7 protein-coding genes are annotated in these 22,197 nt (G+C 44.1%); all 7 read right to left on the bottom strand.

The genetic code is table 11. From position 1 onward, the window contains the following. Positions 1-64 precede the first annotated feature (64 nt). The 7 genes from EEL30_15100 to EEL30_15070 are packed head-to-tail and all read right to left on the bottom strand — an operon-like array spanning position 65 to position 22,168. Positions 65-10,348, bottom strand: coding sequence for an SDR family NAD(P)-dependent oxidoreductase (locus tag EEL30_15100; protein ID QDX93501.1), 10,284 nt, complete (start codon positions 10,346-10,348; stop codon positions 65-67). Continuing rightward, positions 10,345-13,869: an SDR family oxidoreductase gene (locus EEL30_15095; protein ID QDX93500.1), complete on the bottom strand. Its 3,525-nt coding sequence runs from the start codon at positions 13,867-13,869 to the stop codon at positions 10,345-10,347. The genes EEL30_15100 and EEL30_15095 overlap by 4 nt, the downstream gene beginning before the upstream one ends. Beyond that, positions 13,851-18,230 (bottom strand): amino acid adenylation domain-containing protein, encoded by a 4,380-nt coding sequence (locus EEL30_15090; GenBank protein QDX93499.1) that lies wholly within the window; start codon positions 18,228-18,230, stop codon positions 13,851-13,853. The genes EEL30_15095 and EEL30_15090 overlap by 19 nt, the downstream gene beginning before the upstream one ends. A 32-nt stretch (positions 18,231-18,262) precedes the next feature. Further along, positions 18,263-19,855 carry an amino acid adenylation domain-containing protein gene (locus EEL30_15085; protein QDX93498.1) on the bottom strand — a complete coding sequence of 531 codons (1,593 nt, stop codon included), beginning with the start codon at positions 19,853-19,855 and terminating at the stop codon, positions 18,263-18,265. Between the two features lie 7 nt (positions 19,856-19,862). Beyond that, positions 19,863-21,029, bottom strand: a complete 1,167-nt coding sequence (locus EEL30_15080; GenBank protein ID QDX93497.1) for an acyl-CoA dehydrogenase — start codon at positions 21,027-21,029, stop codon at positions 19,863-19,865. 2 nt (positions 21,030-21,031) lie between these two features. Further along, complete coding sequence (locus EEL30_15075; protein ID QDX93496.1) at positions 21,032-21,280, bottom strand: acyl carrier protein; 249 nt, start codon at positions 21,278-21,280, stop codon at positions 21,032-21,034. A gap of 33 nt (positions 21,281-21,313) precedes the next feature. Continuing rightward, positions 21,314-22,168: a 3-hydroxybutyryl-CoA dehydrogenase gene (locus EEL30_15070; protein ID QDX93495.1), complete on the bottom strand. Its 855-nt coding sequence runs from the start codon at positions 22,166-22,168 to the stop codon at positions 21,314-21,316. Positions 22,169-22,197: the final 29 nt, after the last annotated feature.

Below are 22,197 nucleotides of genomic sequence, written 5' to 3'. Positions count from 1 at the left end.
TAGGAATCCCTTTCAGTCTTAGACAAAGTAAGAAACCTAGTCATCTCAGGCGTTCCTCTCTCTTTTAAAAATTGAAATCCCCTTGGTCAATTTGCAACACGAGTTCTTCGAAGTCATGTGAAACTGTGATATCCTGAAGCTTTATTTGGACATTCGAAGCAACTTGCTCCAGAAGTTCAAGATAGCGTTGGACAAACTTCTCCATAGTCCCCCGTCTAAATAGCTCAGTAGAATATTCGATGGTCATCTCCAGCTTATCCTGAGCTTCAACCGCACGAAGTAGCAGGTCTACTTGGGCTCGCTGGTGACCGAATTCAAACGGAGATACATGAAGTCCATTGAACTCCAGCTTCTCAGTATCCATGTTTTGTAAGACAAACATTACATCGAACAGTGGATTGCGAGTAATATTACCTTGCAGTCCGAGGCTAAGGACCAAATCTTCATACTGATACTTTTGATTTTCAAAAGCTTTCAGAGAGTTTTCTTTCACTTCCGCCAAAAAGGTTTTAAACGTTCTCTCTCCTTTCGGCTGGTTGCGCATCGGAAGCATGTTGACGAAAACTCCCATGATGTTCTGTAAATCAGCATGCGGTCTACCAGCAATTGGAGAGCCGACAACTATATCTTCCTGTCCCGTATATTTATGCAAAAGAGCATTGTAGATTGCTAACAGTACGATATATAAAGTAGATTCTTCTTGGCTCACAAGCTTTCTTATCTTGTCAGTCAGTTCTTGATTGATCTCAAATGACAGCGTATCTCCCACAAAGTTTGACATTTCCGGTCTCGAATAGTCTGTAGGTAGGTTGAGTACAGGGATTTGATCTTCGAAACGGTTCATCCAGTACTCCTTCTGTTTTTTAACCACTTCTTGCTCTCTTTCACTGTTTTGCCACTCTGCGTAGTCTTTGTATTGGATGCGGAGCTGTGGAAGTTCTTCACCAGAGTAAAGTTTCATGAGATCCCTTACAAAGATGTCAAAAGAAACACCGTCCGTTATGATGTGGTGAATATCGACAATCAGAATGTGCTTGGTCTCATGAAGCCTCACGACCCCTATGCGCAAAAACGGCGCGATTTCCAAATTAAATGCTCTGATAAAATTACGCACAAGCTGTGGAGCTTCCGTTTCTTTCGCTTCTACGTACATTAATTCAAATTCTACTTCGTCGTGAATGAATTGTTTTGGCTCATCATCAATCATTTGGATGGACGTGCGGAACACTTCATGACGTTGAATTACATTTTTAAAGGATAGTTCCAGTCTCTTCAAATCAAGCTCGCCTTCCAGCAATACGGTAGCCGTATCGTTGTACGCTGTGCTAGTTGGATGAAGACGATGCAAAACGTAAAAACGTTTCTGCGCTGAGGAAAGGTCATATGCTTCTTTTTTTGCCGCTACGTCGATAGAAAGGTACCCGCTTCTCTCGGCGTTATTGATATGTGTAGAGAGTTTTTCAATGGTCGGTGTATCAAACAGCTGTGCAACCGGTATTTCCACATTCAGTTCTTTATGAATGCGTGAAACAAGGGTAATGCCTTTGAGTGAGTCACCGCCAAGTTCAAAGAAGTCGTCTTCTATCCCAATTTGATTTACACGGAAAATTTTCTGCCAAATCTCAACCAGCTCTTTTTCTAATTCCGTACGCGGTTCCACATAAGGACTCATTAAAGCTGGTCTGGCATGGAGCAGTGTTATATCTGTGTCATCTTCCTCTTCACTACGAAGCGACTGTAGATGAACCCACTGGTCGATCCGCACTTGTAAATCACCTGGAGAGTTGGCTATCCAAGTTTCCCCTGAGGCCAATATGCGGTGGAATGCTTGAACTCCTTCTTCTGGCAACATCGAGAGTTCCCAGATGCTTCCTCCAACACTTGTGTCCTTTTCAGCGTCATTCCAGTATTTCCAGTCGCTCCAGTTCACGCTTATCCACGGTACAAGCGCGTCTTTGTTATACTTTTGTACAAAGTAATCCATGTACAGGTTAGCAGCAGAGTATGCAGTGAAACCAAGCCCACCCAATACAGAAGCAATGGAAGACATTAACAGGCAGAAATCAAGCTGTTTGTCGCAAAGAACTTCCGAGAGCACACGCAAACCGTACATTTTGGAATGGAATTGTTCTTCACAGTCCGCTACATGGAGTTCCTTGATTAGATTAAAGGTGTTGCCTCCCAAAACACCCGCTCCGTGAATGACTCCGTTAATCGGACCAAAAAGTTGCTCTGCTTGTGTGATAACAGCCTGCATTTGCTCTTTATCCGCGACATCACAAGAACATACAAGAACTTCTCCGCCCAACTGTTCCAGCTCTTCCAGTTTGCGGATTTTTTGGGTGATTAGATTATTTTCATCATGAGTCTCCAACCACTCTTTCCAATCTTCATGAGCAGGTAAGCCTGAGCGCCCCGTAAGGATTAATTTAGCTTGTACGGTCTTAACCAGGTATTCCGCTAGGATAAGGCCGATACCGCCTAAACCTCCCGTAATCAGGTAAACGCCTTTTTGGCGAAGTGGGGATGTATTTTCTATCACATTGTCGATCGTATGCGATACATAGCCTTGTACCCAACGGTTCTTCCCTCGATAAGCAATAAGTTTATCGGAGGAGGGAGCACAACACTCAGCTATTAGTTGTTCAACAAGCTTTTCCTCTCGCTTGCTTCCCATATCTGGAGAAACGATGTCAATATGGGAGCAATTCAAGTACGAATACTCCTGTGGCGCAACTATTGCTGTGGCAAGCACGGTGGCTTTCTCCGGAACCAATGTTTCATCGCCGAGTATTTCATGAACATTGTTGCTAATTACCTTGATATCTATCTGATCATTTGTCTGCTTGCCGACAAGCGATTTAACCAAGTGAAACAGGCTGTAGAAACCTCGATTTTGGAAATCAGACAAGTTGGAAGCAGCATTTTGCTCCGTTGTTGTAACTCCTAAAAAATGAGCGATACGCGTTGGCAGTTTTTCTTCCTTGCTAAGTTCGCTTAGTAGCTTCAAATAGTGGTCTTCTTCTTTCAGATTCAACTGATAGCAATTTTCGGCCAATTTTGAGAAGGATTCGCCTGCTTTGACAATTACAACCGATTTCGCTACAGTTTCAATACCAGTTGCCACTTTTGTACCTAGTCCACTCTCATCAGCAAAAATTAGCCATCTTTGCTCTGCTAGCGATTCACTACCTTTCGCCTTCCGAAGTGGCACAGAAGACCACTGCGGTGTGTAGAACCATTCGCTGATATTTTCTTTTTTGTGAAGCTGTGGCTTCTTTTTAGTCAATCTCTGACTTAATTCAAACGGATTAGCTTGTATCTTGTAACTAGTAGGTTCAAAGGAATATGTTGGTAGAGGGATGCGTTGACGTTCTTCATCTGCGTAGAAGTTTGTCCAGTCTACAAATACTCCCAATGCCCACAAGCGGGCAAGCTTAGTCAATAAGAAATACACATCAGAGATTTTTTGTTGTGGGTGTTTGGTCGTATGCAAAATCCGTTCCGGCTCTCCCTCGAAGAAACGGTTGAGCAGTACGCTTAAGTCTCTACTCGGTCCGATCTCAACAAAAACGCTGTCCTTATCTTGTTTGAGTACCTCAATTCCATCAGCAAATCGCACGGTTTCTCGCATATGGGTTACCCAATACATCGGATCTTGTACTTGTTCAGCTGTTACCCATGTACCTGTCACATTCGAGATATATGGAATCTCTGGCTCTTGGAGCGGAATTGTCCGTATCATCTGCTCAAAATCTTCAAGAATTGGATCGAGAACAATGGAGTGAGCCGCATGTTCACTCGGTACTCGCATGCACAACAGGCGGTTTGCCCGCAACTCTAGCTCAAACTCTTTGATCGCTTTTTCTGATCCTGACACAATGCTGGATGGCCCATTATCAATCGCCAAGGATATCGCACGAATGTCGGCTTCGCTATGTTTCGTTATAAAATCGGCCATTCTTGCACTTGTTTCTTTAGCGTTTAGCGGCACGCTTAGCATAGCACCGGACACTTTGTTCATTAGTCGTCCGCGTTCAACAATCAGTTTTAAGACGTCCTGAAGCGTGAATACTCCTGCGATGGTCGCAGCCACATACTCACCGAAGCTATAGCCAATTACGGCCGACGGTTGTATCCCCCATTGCATGAGAAGCTGGGAAAGCGCGTATTCAAAAATGAAGAGTAACGGTTGGCCACATTCATTTTTGTTAATCTTCGTTCTGGCCTCATCCTCGTTGGCAGTCGGAAACAAAACGTTTCTCAGGTCATAACCTAGCATTGGTTCAAGGATAGCAAAGCATTTGTCCATTTCTGCACGGAACTGCGGCTCCTGCTCATACAGATCCCGTCCCATGTTGACATATTGGGAACCTTGACCAGAGAACATGAATACGACGGGACGATTTTCTCCCTTTGCCATAACTGTGTCTATTTTATGAGTGTCTATGGACAGAAGCAGTTCACTTGCTTCCTCGACGCTTTGGCAAAGGACAGTGCGTCTATACCTAAACGGTTTTCTGCCTATCTGTAGCGTATAGGAGACATCAGCCAGATTGACGTCAGGATGTTTACCCAGATAGTTACCCAGGTTCTGTGTCATCCGATCCAATGACGATACCGTTTTAGCGGAGAGGACGAGCATTTTCCATCCGCGTAGGGAATCGCCAGAAATAGATTTGGGTGATGCTTCTTCAAGAACAATATGCGCGTTAGTACCACCGATACCAAACGAACTGACTCCTCCGCGTAGCGGATATTCCTCTGATTTCCATTCTCGCAACTGTGTGTTGACGAAAAAAGGACTGTTATCGAAATCAATTTGTTTATTCGGCGTTTCAAAATGCAAGCTCGCTGGAATTTGACGGTTTTGCATAGACATGACAACTTTGATAAAACCAGCCACACCTGAAGCAGCGTTAAGATGACCAACATTCGATTTCACCGAGCCAATTGCACAATATTGGCGTTTTTCTGAGTTAAACGCTTGCTTCAAGGCACTGATCTCAATCGTGTCACCCAATTTGGTAGCTGTTCCATGAGTCTCTATATAGGTGATACTATTGGGTTCGACATTTGCACTGGAGTGTGCAGCACGGATTACTTCCGCTTGTCCCTCCACGCTCGGTGCCGTGTAGCCAACTTTACGATTACCATCGTTGTTAATGGCCGATCCTCTGATTACTGCATGGATAAAATCCCCGTCGGCTACTGCGTCCTCCAACGATTTTAGGACAACGACACCCACTCCATCGCCAAACAGCATTCCACTTGCCTTTTCATCGAAGCTTCGGCAATGCCCGTCTACTGCGAACAGCATTCCTTCTTCATAGATGTAACCTGCTTTATCCGGTTGTGTAAGGGTAATGCCCCCGGCTATTGCCATATCGCATTGTCCGTTTGATAGTGCTTGGCAAGCAGAAATAATCGATACAAGCGAAGTAGAGCAGCCTGTAAAAATGTTAGAGCTCGGCCCTTTGAGATTCAATTTATATGAGATCTGTGTACTTAAAGAGTCTTTGTCGTTTAATAGCGATGCGAGGAATTGTCCTGATGGTTCATTCGCTTCAGCCAACGTGGCCATAACCTGCCAGTATAAATTTGGCGACGCTCCCGCAAATACCCCGACAGATCCTTTGTAGGAATCAATGTTATAACCTGCGTGTTCGAATGCCGCCCATGTACATTCATGGAAAACACGAAGCTGAGGGTCCATCAACATAGCATCTTTTGGAGTGTAGTCGAAAAAGGCGGAATCGAAATACTCGGCTCCTTCAAGATAGCCCTTGGCCTTTACATAGTTCGGCAAACTAGATTGAGCGGGGTCTACGCCGGCTTCTTTAAGTTCTTCGTCAGTGAAAAAAACGACTGATTCCACTCCGTTTTTCAGATTCTCCCAGAATGCGTAAATATCCTGTGCTCCCGGGAAGCGTCCTGCCATGCCAATTACAGCGATATCGCCACTCATTTTCCTTGTGCTGTTTTTATTTCCTTTCGAAACTTCCTCCATTTCCTCCACTGCTTCTCCACCGCTCAGATGTTTAGCCAGTAGTTCGATGGTCGGAAATTCAAACATTACCTCGATTGGTATATGTCTTTCCAGAGTTTTAACAATCTTATTGTGAATTTGGATGATGTCTAGTGAGGTAGCTCCCAATTGAAAGAAGCTTTCTGCTGGATTAACGCTATCCACACGGTAAAAATCCATCCATATTTCGGAAATCATTTGCTCTATTTCGGAAATCTTCAGCTTATTTTCCATGTTGCGGATACGGTTCTGCTGTTTTGAGGCTTTACTTTTAACACTCACACTCGGCCCTTCTTCGCGTAGAGCCTCCAGCTTGATCCATTGGTTAATACGACTGTATAAATTCCCTGATGAAATGATGACCTGATGAACTCCCCCAAGACCTAACACGCATTGGAACGTTTTGGTTCCTTCTGTAGGGGTCATCTCAAGAAGTTCGATGCTTTCGCTAACAAAAGTTTTTTCGTACTCCCTTCCAGTGTATTGCCAATCACCCCAATTTACACTGATCCATCGGTTTGGATTCAATACACTCTGCTTTTCAGCAAAGGCGTCAAGATAGAGATTAGCTGCAGCGTACGCCACGAATCCTAGTCCCCCAAGGATCGGTGATAAGGATGACACAAGCAGGCAGAAATCAAGTGGTTTGTCACGCAGAACTTTTTCCAGCGTCAATGTTCCATATAATTTCGGCAGGAACTGTTCCTCGCATTCTTCTTTGCTAATCTTTTCCATCATGCATTGAGCTGACTTCACCCGAAGAATTCCCGCAGCATGGATTACCCCATGAATTGCACCGAACTTCTCTTCCGCTTGAGCAATGACATCACGCATCTGATTTTCATCTACAACATTGGCACTGATTACGAGTACTTCTGCCCCATACTCTTCCATCTGCTGGATGTGACGAATTTTTAAGCTTGTGTCGTCTTTTTCTTCGTGGTTTGCAAGCCACGTTTCCCATTCTGTACGCGGTGGCAATTGTGAACGCCCCAAAAGTACTAGTTTTGCTTGCACGGTTTTTGCTAGGTATTCGGCCAGTTTGGTGCCAATGCCGCCAAGCCCACCTGTAATCAGATAGACTCCTTGTTTACGCAATTGCGGTGCAGTTTCCTCGATACCTAAGGAAAGTGTTGCAGCTAATTGGTCAACGGGAACCTGGTTAAAGGTGCGCACGTAACGCTCCTTGTTACGATACGCAACAACTGTGTCCACAATCTCGCTAGCAAGCTCCGTAAACAGTTGTTCAATGACCGCATCCTGGCTCAAGCTTTGTTCTATCGTCTCCACCATATCAATGCTTCGGCACCGGATATTTTGAAACTCCTGCGGTATAACTTTGACGGGTGCAAGCAACATCGCCTTTTCAGGTTGAACGATATCCGTATCTGTCACTTTCTGCATGTGATTCGTTATTACGGATATTTGGAGTGGAGCGATCATATTTTGCCCAGAAATTGCCTTTACTAAGTGAATGAGCGAATAATAGCCGAGCTCCATAGAGGCAGTGCCTATATCTTCCTTGTTCACATTCCACATGTGAATGATCTCCTGAGGAAGATTATCATTATTGCGAAGGTCTTGGAACAACCGTTTATAATCATTTTCCTCACTCGCTTGGATGACGTATTCCCTTTCTGTTTTTTTGCTGTAAGCAGCCCCATATTCAACTGTTAAAACCTGATGTCCCGTTTCTTTCAAACGGTTGGCTACCTTATTTCCCATTCCCGCTTCATCGGTAAAGATCAGATATTTTCTTCTCTCTTTATTCTCTTTTTCCGCTGTGAAAGTGGAAGGTTCCCATGTCGGGAGGTAGAACCACTCCGCCATGTTCTCATTTTTTTGCAACTTTTGTGTTTTTTGCATGGCAGTATGAGTGGTAATAGAATTCTGCTCAGGCCAATAGCGTTGTTTTTCGAATGGATAGGTTGGAAGAGGTACACGGCATCTTTTTTCTCCTTCATAGAAACTCTTCCACTCTGGTGTTTTTCCGAGTGACCAGAGTGTGCCAAGTGATTGATAGACCTGACTGGTCTCACCGTTACCTTCTTCTTGATCAATTACAGACACGATTCGTTCTTCTCTGTCGGCAAGACATTTTGCTAATCGATTGCGTTGTTCGCTGGAAGCAAACAATTGTAGGAATAACACATCGGCATTTTTCGCTACTTCCTCTAAACCTATGCCTTCATCCGCCTGCTCATAAATTTGACGTACCCAGTAGCCATAGTCAGTTGCTTGTTGATCGTTAATCCAGGTACCTGTGACGCTTGAGATAAAAGGAAGTCGTGGAGATTGCAACCGTATGTCTTGAGCTAATCGCTGGAAGTCGTCTACTGTCGCCGTTTGAGAATAGATAACCTTTCCACGGGCAGTAACTAGGGATAACACATCCTCAAGAGTCATGACTTCCCCTAGTACTGCACTCACGTATTCCCCTATACCAAATCCAATCATCGCCGTAGGTGCCACTCCCCGAGCGATAAATAAGGAAGCAAGTGCGTATTGCAAGACGAATGAAACCACTTCCGAAATTTCTGGTTGTTTTAGAACGAGTGCAATATCATCGAGGTTATATTGTGGAAACAATACATTGCGTAAGTCGTAGCCCGTAATCATTTGCACCTGGTCGAAGCAACGATCTAGTGCATTTTTGAACGTAGGCTCTGATGAATACAGATCCAGCAAAAAGGTAACATCTGAAAAACCATGCTTATGAAACATGAAGATAACGTCAGGTTGATGAACCACTGCCAGCGTAGCATTACCTTTTCTTGCTAGAAGCGAATCAATTGCTTCCTCTCGATTGGTTGCAACAATGGCTCTGCGATATGGGAACTCTCTGCGTCCAACCTGCAACGTGTATGCTACATCAGCTAACTCTACTTTTAGTTGATTGCTGAGATAATCCGCCAACTGATTTGCAGCGTTGTCCAATGCAGTCAAAGAACGTGCGGACAATGGAAAAACGTATTGATCGCTTTGACTACATTCGCTTTCAATTATAGGTGCTTCTTCCAAAATTACATGAACGTTGGTTCCTCCGTATCCAAAAGCACTAACACCAGCGCGCAGTGGATAGCCCTCATGCTCCCAATCCTGCAACCCCTTAACAACATAGAATGGACTGTTCACAAGATTAATCCTAGGATTAGGACGATTAAAGTGGAGCGTTGGTGGAAGTTGCTTATGCTTTAACGCTAGTACTGTCTTTAAAAAACCAGCCACTCCTGCCGCCGTGTCAAGGTGCCCAATGTTGGATTTAACCGAACCGATTCCGCAGAAACTTTTTTGTTCGGTCTGAAATGCTCGTTTAAGGGCTTCAAATTCAATGGTATCACCCAGGTTAGTGGCCGTACCGTGAGTTTCGATGTAACTGATACTTTCTGGCTCCACCTCCGCAAGATGCTGAGCAGCCAAGATGACCTCTGACTGTCCCTCTACGCTTGGCGCAGTGTAACCTACTTTGCGCGCTCCATCGTTGTTTACGGCAGATCCTTTAATCACAGCCGATATATTGTCTCCGTCAGCAATCGCATCTTCAAGTCGTTTCAGGACAACCATTCCAACCCCATCACTAAATACTGCCCCGCCAGCATCAGCATCGAATGCGCGAACATGTCCGTCCGGCGAAGAAGTAAGCCCCTGCTCGTAGAGATAGCCTTTTTTGTTTGGATATGAGACACGTACACCGCCCGCTAAAGCAATGTGACACTCCCCAGTGAGCAGTGCGCGGCAAGCCAAGTGGATGCTGAGCATAGAGGTAGAGCACGCCGTGTACATCGTAAAGCTTGGCCCTTTTAGTCCTAGTTTATAAGAAGTAAGGGTACTTATCGCATCTTTGTAGCAAAGCGTTCCCGCTTCATGTAATTCAGCCCCGCCATCGTTTTTCATGAGTGGGGACTGTGCCACCCACTCGTAGTTGGATGCCGCCCCAACATATAAACCTATTAGACCTTCATAGGATTTCGGGTCATAGCCGGCATCCTCTAACGCTTGCCAACTACATTCTTGGAGAAGGCGAATCTGCGGGTCCATAATCTCCACTTCACGTGGAGAATAACCGAAGAAACCAGGATCAAACAGTTCAATGTCTTCGATGTATCCTTTTGCTTTTACATAGTTTGGTTTTTGCAAGAGGGCGGGATCAATTCCCGCCATACGTAATTCTTCATCGGTAAAGACAGAGATTGTCTCGACACTATTTTTAAGATTTTCCCAATACTGTTCTAGGTTATCAGCTCCTGGAAATCTACCTGCGATTCCAATGACGGCAATTTCCAATCCAGTACGATGAGTTTGTTCCTCTTTTTTCGTCATTTTGTGGACCGCCCCATTTTTAATATTGTGCTCTTCATGAGTTGTTTAGATTTGTTCAACTCATCCGATTTTATTTGCTCCCGCGTTACCTGTTTATCCGCCGACATTTCCTGACTTAAATAAGCGGCAAGTGATGCAATCGTCGGGTATTCATACATCGTCACAACCGATATATCAAGGTTGAGCAATTCTTTTACCCTTCTATTAACCTGTATCAAGTCGAGCGAGCTTGCTCCTAAATCAAAGAAGTTATCATGTATACCGACTTGCTCAATGCCGAACATCTTTTGCCAAATATTCGCAAGCTTTCCTTCAATTTCACTCTTCGGGGCGACGTAGTGGGTGGAGAGTTCTGGACGCTGACTTATTTCACGTGAAAACTGTCCTTTTTCCAATACGGCTTGGAAATGTGCAGAGCCTTCAGCAAGCTTCTTAATCAAGTCTTCCGACGAGACCACCACCTGTGGAGAAGAATTGTGCAAAGCACGTTTGAGAACTTCCACTCCCTCAGATGGACTCAATCCGTCTTGGAGTATGGCCTCCACATTACTGTTGAGAGCTTTCGCCCAATATTTTGCCGACTCAATAGACATTCCCACCTCTTGCCAATCAGGCCAGTTAATTGCCACGGTGTAAACGCCGTCGCGTGCCGTTTTATAGAAGGCATAGGCGTCAAGGAATTCATTCGCTACGTTATAGGCGACTTGTCCGATCTTGCGATGATAGGAAACGTTACCTATGGAGGAGCAGAGGATGAAAAAATCCAGCTTTTGTTCACTCAACAGATAATCAAGGGTAAGCGTTCCTTGTATCTTCGGTGCGAGAATTGTCTCGACCGTTTCACGCGTCCGATTTTGAATTAATCCTGCATAGTCGGCAATTCCAGCAGCGTGAACCACACCGTTGATTCCACCGAAACGCTCAATCGCACAATGGATGACCTCAGCCATTTGCAGTTGATTCGATACATCCGCTCTGGCAATGAAAACTTCTGCTCCATAGCTTTCCAATAGGAGAATCTCTCTGATTTTTTGGCTGACTGTGTTATCTTCTGCATGGCTGTTTAGCCAATTATTCCATTTTTCACGTGTCGGAAATTCCGAACGGCCAATCAGAATCAGCTTGGCTTGATAGGTCTTGGCAAAGTCTTTAGCGATGGCAAAGCCCATACCGCCCATGCCACCCGTTATCAGGTAAACTCCATACCGTTTGAGTCGCGGGGTCGTCATGAGAGATTCCCTGTATGATTTTTTCATAATCTGTACCCATCGATAATTGTTGCGATAGGCGACGACTTTATCCTCTGATACAATCTCCAGCTCCTCTAATAGTTGTTGAACCACTTTTTCCTGCTTACGAGGCTCTGAGGTACATAGAATATCAATATTGCGGCATTGGAGATTGGAGTATTCTAAAGGTGCAATTTTAACAAATCCAAGCACCGTCGCTTTTTCAGGCTGTAGCTCTTCCTCCCCTGTTACCTCTTGTGTGTTATTGGTCACGACAAGAATATCAAGCGGATCGGTAATCATATGTCTACCGAGAGCCTGTGCAAAAGAAACGAGACTGTAAAATCCGACATCGAGCGTTAGCTCTACTCGTTTCCAATCAAGCCCATGATACTCTCCCTCGCTCAAACTCCACAGGTGCAACACCTTGGTTGGTGTAAATCCCGTTTCTTTCATCTCACGGAGCATCTCGTCATAGTGGCTTGCTTCACACGGATGGATTGCAAAACTGCGATCGTTTAATTTGCAATACATAGTATCTGTACGAACAACGACAATATTTGAGTTTGTCTGCTGGAGTTTTTCTAGCAAACACTGGCTTATCGAAGTTTCGTCTGCAAAAATTAGCACGGATTCCAAAGCGAGACGATTTTCTTCAACTTCAGGCAAATTGACTCGTTCCCATGAGGGTACATAAAACCAATCTGCTATATTCGTTTTTTTGCCAATCACGTTTTCTTGCAAAAGATTATGAGCTTTACTGGAGGTAGGAGTAGCTTCCGTCCACGTCCAAAAGCGTTTCCGTTCAAACGGATAAGCAGGAAGCGGAATTCTTCTCCGCTGTTCATTTTCATAGAATGCACGCCAATCTATCTGTACACCTTCCAGCCATAACTGAGCTATTTTTCTATAAAAAAGCAAATCTTCAGCAATTTGTTCCTGTGGATGAGGTAGCAAGTTGGTGACAAAGTGGTTCGGTTTTTTGTCGGCGTGTCGATGAACAAACATGCTGAGTACGCGCCCTGGCCCTACCTCAATAAACATGGCTTGCTCGTTGTCCAACAGTTCCTTGACACCTGTAGCAAACTTAACCGTTCCTCGCAAATGCTTCACCCAATACATGGGGTCAGTCGCATCCTCTATAGAAATCCAAGTACCTGTCACATTAGAGAGATAGGGAATCTTCGGCTCACGAAGTTCAATCGTGCGAACCACCGATTCAAACTCAGTCAATATTCCCTCCATCATCGCTGAATGGAAAGCATGAGAAGTATGCAACTGACTGTGCTCTACTCCTTTTTCTATTAACAATGCTTTGCATGTCTCAATCGCTTCATGACTTCCTGAAACGACACATAAGGCTGAGCTATTTACTGCGGCTAGTGACACATCCGCAGGAATAAGCGGAAGAAGAGCTGATTCGGTGAGTCGTACACTGAGCATCGCCCCTGTTGGCATTGACTGCATGAGTTTGCCTCGCATCGTCACCAGTTTTAGCGCATCTTCTAGTGAGAACACACCTGCTATGCAAGCTGCAACGTATTCACCGATGCTGTGACCGATCATTGCCTGTGGCTGTATACCCCATTTCATTAATGTTTGCGCCAAAGCATATTCCACCGTAAAGAGAACAACCTGTGTCACTTCCGTCTGCGTCAACATTTCAGACGCCCATTCCATTTTGTGTTCAGACGGATAGATGATTTCCCGTATATCGTAGCCAATTATAGGTCTGAGTAATTCAGAGCAGGTATCCACGATAGTACGGAATAATTCTTCTTTTTGATACAACCTGAGCCCCATATTGATGTACTGTGAACCCTGTCCAGAAAACATAAACGTAACAGAACGATTACGCTTGGCAACTTGTTTGGTCATCACCTTATCCATATCTGGGAGACCAAGCAACACAGCCGCCTCTTGGGCATGATTTGCCACAATCACTTTTCGATATGGAAAGGTTTTGCGTCCAACCTGTAATGTATAGGCAACATCTGAAAGGTTTACGTCAGGCTTGGCATTTAGATAGCTCTGTAAATTTTCTGCCGCCTTTTTCAAGGCAGTTTCGGTTTTAGCTGAAAGCATTAGTAGCTTCCAATCACGATTCTCAGGGTAATTGACGGCTTTTGGTGCTTCTTCTAGAATCACATGGGCATTGGTACCACCCATGCCAAATGAGCTGACACCTGCGCGACGTGGGATTATTCCTCGTTGCCATGCGGTGATCTGATTATTTACAAAAAATGGACTGTTTGCAAAATCGATTTTTGGATTCACTGAGTTGTAGTGCAAACTCGGGGAAGCAGTTCATGTTGAAGTGAAAGTACTGTTTTAATAAAGCCGGCTACGCCAGCAGCGGCATCGAGATGACCGATGTTAGTTTTTACTGAACCGATTGCGCAGTATCCTTTTTTATCTGTTTGAAAGGCTAGTCGTAATGCTTCAAGCTCAATTGGATCGCCTAGTGCAGTCCCTGTTCCATGCGCTTCTACGTAACTGATGCTTTCCGATTCGATCGCTGCCTGTATCTGCGCTTCATGAATGACTGCCGCTTGTCCTGTCACCCCAGGGGCAGTAAATCCGACCTTATCTATTCCATCATTATTGATCGCTCCCCCTTTTATGACTGCATGGATTGTGTCACCATCTAACACTGCAGCATGAAGCCTCTTCAACACGACAATCCCAATACCGTTCCCGCCAATCGTTCCATTGGCATCCTTGTCAAACGCACGGCAGTGGCCATCAGGGGAGTGAATCATTCCGTCCTCATATAAATATCCCGTTTTTGGTGGATAAGTAATCCCAACACCCCCAGCAATTGCAATCTCGCAGTTCCCTTGAATCAGTTCCTGATAAGCCATATTAATCGCTACCAAAGATGTCGAACATGCGGTTTGCACTGTCACACTTGGTCCTTTCAGGTTTAACTTGTAGGAAAGGCGAGTGCTAAAAAAGTCCTTTTCATTAAGTAGCATCGCAGAAAACTCTTCCAGCGAGTTTTGGTTTTGGCGTGCCACCTGATGGAGCCAATGAAAATTGGAAGATGCCCCAACGAATGTACCGATACGGTCAGGACTTTCATCGCTTAAGTAACCTGCATGTTCCAATGCTTCCCAAGCGCACTCATGCAGTAGTCGCAATTGTGGATCCATCAATTCCGCTTCTTTTGGCATATAGTCAAACAAGGAGGCATCAAAATATTCGAAATCGTCAAGATAGCCCTTTGCCTTCACATAGTTTGAGCGCTTTATCAACTCAGTGTCAGCCCCTGCTTCAAGAAGTTCCTCATCCGTGAAAAAACGAATACTTTCGATCCCATTTTTCAAATTATTCCAGAACTCATCAATATTCTTTGCTCCTGGGAACCGTCCCGCCATCCCAATCACAGCGACGTCCTGACCCTTTCCGTCATTCACTCCATGTGGAGATTCTTGGTTTAATTGACGTGACAGCTTTCGCTTGGTATCCTTTGCCTCCTTCTCTATCTCTGTATCTGCTTGTGCCAGATATTGAGTGAGCGAAGCTACTGTCGGATAGCGAAATAGTGTTGCGACTGTCAGTTCTTTTCCCAAAGCCTTGCTGAGTCGACTGTATATACGAATCAGCTTCAGCGAATTTCCACCGATGTCAAAGAAGTTATCGTATAAACCAACACTCTCTACTTCTAGTACTTCCTTGTAAATATCGGCGATCTTCCGTTCTATTTCTGTTTGTGGTTTAACATAAGTCGCTTTCTGAGTCAATTCGGTTACCTGTGGAACAGGCAATGCTTTGCGATCAAGCTTGCCATTGGTGGTCAAAGGCATTTCTTCGATGCGAATAAAAGTATTTGGAACCATGTATTCAGGAAGACGTTTCAGTAGAAATTGCTTTACCTCTGCCGCGTTTAGTTCCTCTTCGCACACCACGTAAGCAACAAGATAATCGTCTTCCTTTTTATCTTGTTTTACCAGTACAACAACTTCCTTCATGCTAGGAAAATCAAGCAGCTGATGCTCAATTTCTCCAAGCTCGATGCGGAATCCGCGTACTTTAACCTGATAGTCGATGCGGCCCAGATATTCGATGTTACCGTCCGACAACCATCTGGCGAGGTCTCCTGTCAGATATAGCCTCTTTCCCGTATCGAACGGATGATCTATGAATTTCTCACGGGTCAACTCGGGTTTGTTAGCATATCCGCGAGCAAGTCCCACACCCGAAATGCACAGCTGACCTGGGACGCCTACTGGCTGTAGCATAAGATTACGATCTAGGACTAAGAACTGAGTATTGTCAATCGGCTTACCGATTGGCACCTTTTCATAGTCAATCCAAGGTGAGCAATTGAAAAACGACACGTCCACGCATGCCTCAGTCGGCCCATACAGATTGATTAATTGCGCTTTATACCGATCATAAAGCAGTGAATTGAAACGTTTCACCAAATGAACGCCCAATGCTTCTCCACTAGCAAACACTCGTTGTAAGCTTCTCAGCTTGTCTGCTTGGTCAAAGGCTTCGGTAAACTCCAGAAAGACATGCAGCATGGAAGGAACGAAATGCATCGTCGTAACCTTGTCACGTTGAATCGTCTCTACAATGCATTCGGGATTCCCTTCTTGACCTGGTGCGAGAAAAGAAACCGTCGCTCCCTGCATGGCCCACCAGAACAGCTCCCAAACGGATACATCAAACACATACGGCGTTTTCTGTAGAATCACATCTTCGGAGCTAATCGGGTAGGCCTTTTGCATCCAGTTCAAACGATTTACGACTGAGTGGTGCTCAATGCATACCCCTTTAGGCTTTCCAGTAGAACCGGATGTATAGATCACATAGGCTAGATTTCTCGGGCCGCTTATATCATCCAAGGAGTTCCCATCAGAGTGATAGATGTCCTTGTCATCCAGATTGAGAGTATCGCATTCCTTAGCGAATTTATTTATAAATTCATGCTGAGTGACAACCAGCTTCGTGCCACTATCCTCCAGAATATAGCTGAGACGTTCAAGAGGAATTTTGGGATCAATCGGCAAATACGCTCCGCCTGCTTTAGCAATCGCTAACAACCCGACAATCATTTCCACAGAACGCTCCATGCAAATTCCTACAATTGCATCTGCTCCTACTCCATATTGACGAAGCGTGCGTGCCAATTGATTGGTACGTTCGTCCAATTGACGATAAGTGAGAGTTACTTCACCGCAAATGACGGCAATCTTCTCAGGTGTACGCTTTGCCTGTTCACTGAATAGTCGATATATCGGTTGATCGTAGGCATACCAAGCATTGGTTTGATTCCATGCTTCTAGCTCCTCAAGTTCCCCCGTAGAAAAAAGCTCTAGCTCGACAAAACGTTTCGTTGGGCTTTGTATGATCTGCGCAATAATCCTTGAATAATGTTGCGCCATGCGCTCCACGACATCTCGATCAAATAACGTCTGCTCGTAGGTGAAAACCATATTAGTTTCCTCAAATAATTCCACTGCAACTGTCAAATCATAATTTGTTATCTCGTGAATCTCATATGAAGTTACACGTAAGCCTTGGTTCTCCTGAAGCAGTTGTTTGTTTAACGGATAGTTTTCAATGACGAGTAGCGTATCGAAAAGCTCCTCCTTCTTATCAAGTTGACTCGCCTGTTTTATATTCACGAGCGACGTGCTTTCAAATTGGGTTCTTAGTTGAATGGCTTGGTTGACTTGTTTGGTATAAGAAAGTAGATCTTTTTCAGTATCTGTTTTAAAACGAAGCGGAAGCGTGTTAATAAACAGTCCAACGACTTTTTCGAGACCCTCAATATTTCCCGAGCGTCCTGAAACCGTTGTACCAAAAATCACGTCATCCGTATTGTTGTATCGATTGAGCAGAAGTCCCCATGCTGCGTAGAACAGTGACGCCACCGTGACTTGGTGTTCTTTGCAAAATGATGCGATTTGCGATGCCACGAAATGATCCAACGTGATCTTGTGCTTGACGACATCCCCTTTCTTTACAGCATTACGTTTTTTAATCGCAAGCGAAGTCTGCGTATTAAAACCTTCCAAATACTCTTTCCAAAAAGCATTCTGTTTTTCATGATCTTGATTTTCCAACCATTTGATGTATTCCTTGTACTTAGGCTTGCGTGGTAACGAGGAGAGCTGTCCTATCTCCAAACTGTGGTATCGTTGAAAAAATTCTTGTAAGATAATGCCGTTACTCCATCCGTCATACAAGATGTGGTGATTGCTGATTACCATTTGATAACGGTCAGTAGCCATTTTATAAAGCTCAATCCGGAAAGGAACCTCTAGAAGAGTAAATTGTTTCCGAAGATCCGCTTCTTTTTGTTTAGCAATCCGTTCTGTTTGCTCAGTAGTATCTAAGTCAGAGTAATCGTAATAATCAAATGCTAGCTGATGCTCCTTTAAGATGATTTGAACGGGCTGATTAACTTCTCTCCATCTATATAGAGTTCGTAACATTTCATTAGCTTGAATGACATCGTTCCAAGCTTGTTTAAAAAGGGCTAAATCCAACTTTCCTGAAATCATCAGCGACAGTTGCTCATGATACTGCTCCAATTCAGGCTCTTTTAAAAAGTGAAATAACATCCCTTCTTGCAGGGGAGACAGCCCCATGATATCTTCAACGTTATTTCTGCTTATTTTTTCTGAATATGCCATTTCATAACCTGCCTTTTTAAGAGGATCGTTTCCTATGCTTGCGGATCAGGCAAAGATTTTCGATCAATCTTGCCATTGGAAGTTAACGGCAACGATTCAAGCGTTATGTAAATGCTGGGAACCATGTATTCAGGTAAGCGGTCTTTGACAAATTTTTTTAAGTCGGCTACCGCAAACTCTCTTTTTGGAACCACATATGCCACAAGATGGACGATTGTTTCTGATTGTTCATTGACCGTTACAATACACTGATCGATCGCATCGTAATCGGCTATTGTCGCTTCAATCTCGCCAAGTTCGATTCGTAATCCTCGGATTTTCACCTGATGATCCAGTCTCCCCATATATTCAATGTTTCCATCGGGAAGCAGACGAGCCAAATCTCCAGTCTTGTACATCTTTTCTCCAGGTATAAACGGATTGTCAACGAATTTTTCCGACGTCAGGGTTGGATTATTCAAATAGCCGCGGGCAAGCCCTACTCCACCGATGCATAGCTCCCCTGACTCTCCAAACGGTTGCAATTGATCTTCTTCAACAATATACATGCTTGTGTTGTGTATCGGTTTTCCAATCGGAACCTTCTTGATTACCCCATCCACCGGGCAATCATAGTAGGTTACGTCGATTGTCGCTTCCGTCGGTCCATACAAGTTTGTCAGTCTGGTTCCGTTGGTTTCATACAGAATTTGATTAAATTTTTTCACATGGATAGGTGTTAAGGCTTCCCCACTGACAAAAACGCGTTTCAAGAAACGCAATCGATGAATTTCTTCATCACCTGCGTCTTGAAGATAATTTAGAAAAGCGTTCATCATAGAAGGTACGAAGTGCATCACACTAATTTGATTCTTCCGGGCAGTCTCTACAATCGCTTGCGGAAAACGTTCAAAATTAGGTAACAGGAAGCAGACCTTTGCTCCAACCATAGACCACCAGAACATTTCCCATACAGAGACGTCGAAGCCAAAAGGCGTTTTTTGCATAATCGTATCATTCACATCGATAGGATAGGCGTGCTGCATCCAGTGTAATCGATTCACCAGAGAGTGATGTTCAATCATTACACCTTTTGGTTTTCCAGTCGAACCCGATGTATAAATAACATAAGCAAGATCTTTCGGGTCATTAACCAATGACAGATTATCAGAGCAACCCTTGTAAAGATTCTCATTATCAACATGAATTGTCGGTATGTCATACGAATGCATGACGTTCCCTTTGGTCAACATCAGCTTAGAGCCGCTGTCCTCCAGCATATAGCGAATCCGCTTCTCAGGATTGGACGGTGTAATTGGCAAGTATGCGCCACCTGCCTTCATAATGGCAAAGATACCTATAATCATTTCAAGTGAACGCTCTAGCATGATTGCCACGATATGATCAGAATCTACACCGTGAGAGCGAATATGTCTCGCCAATTGGTTTGCTTTGTTATTCAACTCTTGATAAGTAATCGCTTGATCCTTGCAAATGGCAGCAATCGCATCTGGTGCAACAGCCACCCGTTCTTCAAATAATTGATAGATCGTTTTATCTATGGGATAATCCGCTTTGGTATTGCTAAGCATGAACATGATTTGCTGTCTATCGGAATCGGAAACAAATAAGTTCGATTTGCTCATATGGACTCTACCCTTCTGTTTTCACGCTAACCAGCGTTCTTCTCGCTTTTTTGGCAAAGCTTGAGCCAAGAATCATCTGATGAATCTGATTACTGCCTTCCACGATTTCCATCGTCTTGGAATCTCTGTAAAATCTAGAAACCGAAAAGTCCTCGTTGCACCCCATCGCGCCCATAATCTGGACTGCGTTAGCAGAGTGTCTAGCTCCAGCACGGGATGCGAAGTATTTGGCAATCATGATTTTTTCAGTAGCTTCCGGCGAATGTTCATCCTTCGCCTTACAAGATGCAATGCAGAGATGAGCGGTTGCTTCATAATCAACACCCATATCAGCAATAAAATGTGAAATCATTCCGTGATCGATTAAGCGGGCGTTAAACGCTTTTCGTTCCATTACATGAGAACCGCAGATTTCCAAACAACCTCGCAAAAGCCCTAGCGAAGCAAAAGCGATGCTAATGCGACCGAATTCTAGTGCGTAAGGAGCGAGATAAGACAGCGCAAAGTTTGGTTTACCAACCATATTTTCCTTTGGAATCACGCAGTTATTGAATTCTAAAATCGCCAAATGAGACGCTTTGAAGCCAAGCATTCCTCGAATTGGTGTGATAGTCAATCCCGGTGTGTCTTTTTCAACGAGGCAAGCAACAGGTTTTCCTTCCATCTTTCCAAAGACGAGTAGAACATCTGCAGCTGCACCAAAGGTAATCCACTGCTTTTTACCGTTTAAGAGAAAATAATCGCCCTGCTCCGTATAACTGGTTTCCATCATTTGCAAATCACTGCCCGCTCCTGGTTCGGTCAGCGCCAGAGCTGCGATTTTTTTACCTGTAGAGAGAGGTGGAAGCCAACGTGATTTCTGTTCCTCTGTTCCCCATTTCAACAGTGTGTGCGCAACCATTGTGTGTACGTTAAACAACCCGCTGAGAGAAATGCTGAAACGGCCAATAGCTTCGTTCAGCAATCCATAAGTAACAAAGTCCCATCCCTGACCCTTGTATTCGACAGGCAATGTTCCTCCAAGAAAGCCTGCCTTCGCAGACTTGTCGATGATATCCTGCGGGATTTTCTCGGAGTTGTCCCACTGGTTTGCGTATGGTTCTACATGTTCTTGAGCGAATGTAAGAAATTGATCGTAGTAGCCCTTTTGATTAGTAGTCAACAAAGTAAGCATGCTTACACCCCGCTCTGTTTGCTTTTCACAAAATTAGAAATAGCGTTAATGGAGCGGTAGTTCTCAAAATCCAGATCATCCATCGTAATTTTGATACTGAACGTCTTTTCAAGGTATGTCATGAGTTGAATTGCGAATAAAGAATTGACCAACCCTTCATCAAAAATCAGAAGATCATAGTCCAGCTCCTCAACGTTTACATGCTCCAAAATGTAATCGCTAATCATTTTTTCAGTTGTTAACGTCGTCATAAAGATTCATCCTCTCTCTTTTACCTGGCTTTATTATTTCGAATAATCGTAAAAACCTTTTCCAGCTTTTCTACCAAACAATCCTGCATCCACCATTTTGCGAAGAAGTGGAGCCGCGCGAAATTTTGAATCCTGGTAGTTGTCATACAACACTCCCAAAGAATCCAGTACCGTGTCCAAGCCTATTAAATCTGCCGTTTCAAGTGGACCCATAGTATGTCCGAAGCATTTTTTAAAAATCTCGTCTACTTGCTTGGGCGTCGCTACTTGATCTTGCACTACAAATGCTGCCTCATTCATAAATAGGTGAGAAATGCGATTGGATACGAATCCAGGTAAGTCATTGACGATAATTGCATCTTTGTCCAACTGTGAGAGGAACGATTCCGCAATATCGATGGTCTCTTGTGACGTAAAACAACCTTTAATAACTTCAATGGAAGGCTTCATAAAAACAGGGTTCATAAAGTGCATGCCGATAACCTTATCAGGGCGCTTCGTCACACCACCAACCTTTGTAATGGAGATGCAAGAAGTATTGACTGCAAAGCATACATCCGGTTTACAAATACGATCTAGTTCCATATAGACTGCATGTTTTATCTCCCAGTTTTCCGTTACATTTTCTACAATAAAATCACATTCTCCAACATCTTCTAAAGTAGTCGTAAAAGATACCAGCTCTATTACTTGCTCTGGAGTCATTTTCTTTACGTCCTTCTTAACCAAGGGAGCGAAACGAACCGTATGTAATATCTCTTTTTTCGCCTTTTCCAACGTTTCTTCCGATACATCTACGAGAACGGACCTAATTCCGTGAAGGGCAAGATCGACAACCATACCAATCCCCATTGTTCCTGATCCGATGATACCTATATTTTGAAGCATTCTATCATTCTCCTTTTTGTATAACAAAG

The sequence above is a fragment of the Brevibacillus laterosporus genome (genome assembly GCA_007833815.1).
Lineage (GTDB): Bacteria > Bacillota > Bacilli > Brevibacillales > Brevibacillaceae > Brevibacillus_B > Brevibacillus_B laterosporus_D.
This window is presented reverse-complemented; position numbering and strand designations above follow the sequence as displayed.